This is a genomic window from uncultured Campylobacter sp. (assembly GCF_938045205.1).
In the GTDB taxonomy this organism is placed as follows: Bacteria; Campylobacterota; Campylobacteria; order Campylobacterales; family Campylobacteraceae; genus Campylobacter_B.
Map to the genome: position 1 here is coordinate 1 of NZ_CALIMY010000055.1, position 3,482 is coordinate 3,482.

General features: G+C 48.2%; 3 protein-coding genes. 2 read left to right on the plus strand and 1 reads right to left on the minus strand.

The window, feature by feature from the left end; genetic code table 11:
• The first annotated feature begins 216 nt into the window (after window positions 1–216).
• Together Q0198_RS03340 and Q0198_RS03345 are read left to right on the plus strand one after the other, a co-directional pair.
• On the plus strand, window positions 217–1,560 hold the full coding sequence (locus Q0198_RS03340; protein WP_297894959.1) for a sodium-dependent transporter: 1,344 nt from the start codon (window positions 217–219) through the stop codon (window positions 1,558–1,560).
• A gap of 140 nt (window positions 1,561–1,700) precedes the next feature.
• Window positions 1,701–2,528 (plus strand): hypothetical protein, encoded by an 828-nt coding sequence (locus Q0198_RS03345; RefSeq protein WP_297894962.1) that lies wholly within the window; start codon window positions 1,701–1,703, stop codon window positions 2,526–2,528.
• A gap of 323 nt (window positions 2,529–2,851) precedes the next feature.
• On the opposite strand, the gene rho is transcribed toward Q0198_RS03345, so the two are convergent.
• Window positions 2,852–3,482 (minus strand): transcription termination factor Rho (gene rho / locus Q0198_RS03350; protein ID WP_297894964.1); only part of this gene is annotated, 631 nt, incomplete at its 5' end.

Here is a 3,482-nt window from a genome sequence, read left to right on the forward strand (position 1 = left end):
TTAGCGGTCATGGCGGCTGTCAAAAAATTGCGCCTGGAATTTTATGTCTAGATAGGAGTATGCGGCGACCGCAATCAGCCTTCGGCGTGACCGCGCTAACCCGCGCGGCAACCTGCGCAAGACCGCGGCAAAGATGCCGTAGCGCAGCCGTGTCTGATCACGCTACAGAATTTTAAAATTCCGCAGCTTTAAAATTTAAAAATCATCGGAGCGAAAATGAACGATAAATTTAGCAAAATCGGCTTCATACTTGCCGTCGCAGGCGGCGCGGTGGGGCTTGGCAACGCATGGAAATTTCCCACCCTCGTGGGCCAAAACGGCGGCAGCGCCTTCGTGCTTTTATATCTCGCGCTCACGCTGGGCGTGGGCTTTAGCATATTCCTAGCCGAGATGGCGCTGGGCAGGCTAAGCGGGAGGGATCTACCGAGCGCGTACGAGACGCTGGCGCCGCGCGGCGGGCGTAAATGGCGCGCGGGAGGCGTTTTCATCGCGGGCGGCATGCTGGTGCTGTCCTTTTACCTCGTCATCCTCGGCTGGGTGATCCGCTACATCTTTTTGGGCTTTTCTCCGCTGCCCGCAACCGCTGAGGAAGCGGGCGCCGTCTTTGACGATCTCATCTCGCATTCGCTAGTCACGAGCCTGGGCTTTTACGCGCTTGCGCTCGTGCTGACGCTCTCCGTCGTCGCGCGCGGCATCAAAAGCGGTATCGAGCGGCTAAACGTCGTGATGATGCCGCTTCTTTTCGTGCTGCTGCTTGCGATGCTTGCGTATGCGTGCACGATGCAGGGCTTCGGCGCGGCGGCGAAATTTCTTTTCTATCCCGACTTCGGCAAAATCACCGTTAGCTCCATCCTCTCCGCGCTCGGGCTCGCGCTCTTTACCCTGTGCGTGGGCGTCGGCTGTATCGCAGCATACGCGGCATCGCTTAGCGAGGGGGTGCGGCTCGTGCGAAGCTCGGTAAACATCGTATTTATCAACATCGCGATCGGGCTGATGATGGGGCTCATCGTCTTTACCTTCATCTTCGAATTTCGCGCCGATCCCGCGCAGGGTGCGGGGCTTGTGTTCGTCTCGCTCACTACGATGTTTGCAAAAATGGGGCTAGCGGGACAGGTGCTTGAAGTCGCGTTTTTCGTCTCGCTCTTTTTCGCAGGGATCACGAGCGCGGTTTCGATGATCGAGCCCTTCGTCTTCTATCTCATCGGCAGATTTAAAATTTCGCGCCTGCGCGCAGTTTGCATCTCGGGGTGCGCCATAGCGGTGTTAGGCGCATGCTCGCTGCTATCGATGCACGCAGATTATGCGAGCAAATTTAAACTTTTCGGCGCGAGCTTTTTTGACTGCTTGGACTTCGTAAGCTCAAACGTCATGCTGCCTCTGGGCGCGCTAACCTCGGCGATCTTTGTTGGCTTCGTGATGGACGCGCAGCGCCTGCGCGGGCTTTTTGGCGCCGATATGGGCGAGCTTGGATTTAAAATTTGGTACTTTTCGCTGCGTTTCGTAGCGCCCGTCGCGATCGTGATCATAATGGCAAATCTGCTGTTTTTCGGCGGGAAGTAGGAAGCGATTCGGTTAAATTTAAAAGCGGCATAGGTTTAAATTTAGCCCTCTTTGTGTGAGCTTAAATTTAAAAAGGTCGCTTAATATCGCAGCCCGTTAGGCTCGTATTTTTAACTAGCGTTTTGCTAAAGGAGTAAATTTTGAAAGCTCTTAAATTTCTATCCAAAGTCCTAATAGCCGCGCTCGGCATTTGTGTGATCGTCGGCACGCTTAATTACAGCGGGTTTAGCTTCAGCGATCTAAAATGGCTTAGTAAAGATGAGATGGTACAAAATTTCGTACAGGAAGAATTTAATGATTGCGTATATTACCATTATGATACATTTTATGCTCCTGATAAAAATTTAAGCTTCAATGAACTTATTTATACATTAGACAAAATATTTAAAAAGCATATGGATACTAAGACTTTTAGCCTATTTGATGATTTAAACTCAACTATTGGTTTAAATAAAATTACGAATAAAATAATATCAAATAAAACCGCTCCTTGGAATTTTGTCGATTTTGTCCATCATCATACAGATAGAAATGTTGATATAAATGGCAACTACTCATATACGCCATTTCAAGGCAATAAAAAGATAAACTATGATCTTAATCAAACCCTTATATTTACTTGCAAAGGTGGTATGTATGGTTCCGATAGCTTCAGTATAAAAGAATGCAAAAATATTACTTTTTTTGAAAAAGCGCTAGGAAAGAATAGATATTGCATATATTATGAGGGGATTAAGTATATGAGCTATAAGTTTCAACCATCTGAAAAGACAAAAAATCCAGATTACGAATTTGATATGGTTCATAACCGCATAAACCAGTATTTGCAAGGCGTTAAAGAATGTGTGCCGTATAGTAATACCAACTTTATACACTCGTGCGAATTTTATATAGATAACCACGGAAACAGGTATTACGGGAATTTTTATCTGATATATAGTTTAATAAAAACGATGTTTTTATCTTAACCGATAATTTAGAAATAATAAAACATCCCAGCTCCGTGCGTAGCAAAACATAAAATTCCTCGTAAAATTTTACGCTTAACATCTTGCGAATGGATTTTTACCAAAGCAAAATTCTGTCGGGCGGCGCCGTATCCCGTGCTGCGAGCGCAAAACGTTTAGCAAATATCGCGATAAATTTAAACTTATCATAGTGGAACTTGAAAGAAAAGACGCGACGCCTTCAAAGCGCGTACGAAGCTACGTGGCAATATTTGCGGCAAGCGGTATAAACCATGCCGCTAAATTTGGAGCGAAATTTCAGAATAAGGCTAAATTTAAAGAATTTAGCCGTTCATTATCGACAGCAGCTCGGTGTTGTCTTTGGTTTTTAGCATTTTGGCGTATAAAAATTTCAGCGCCTCGACGTCGTCCATCGTCGAGATAGCCGAGCGCAACGCCCAGATTTTTTGCAGATTTTCGCTGCCTTGCAAAAGCTCCTCTTTGCGCGTACCCGACTTGGTAATGTTGATCGCGGGGTAAATTCTACGGTCCGAAATGTTGCGATCGAGGATGATCTCGCTGTTGCCCGTACCTTTGAACTCCTCGAAGATCACGTCATCCATACGCGAGCCGGTCTCGATAAGCGCGGTAGCGACGATGGTAAGCGAGCCGCCGTTTTCGATATTTCGCGCCGCACCGAAGAAGCGCTTCGGCTTATGCAGGGCGTTTGCGTCCACGCCGCCGCTTAGGACTTTGCCGCTGCTAGGCGTGACGGTGTTGTAAGCGCGCGCAAGGCGGGTGATGCTATCAAGCAAGATGACGACGTCCTTGCCGTTTTCGACGGCGCGTTTTGCCTTTTCGATGACGAGCTCGGCGACGCGGACATGGTTGAATGCGGGCTGATCGAAGGTCGAGCTAAACACTTCGCCGCGCACGCTGCGCTCCATGTCGGTGACCTCCTCGGGGCGCTCATCG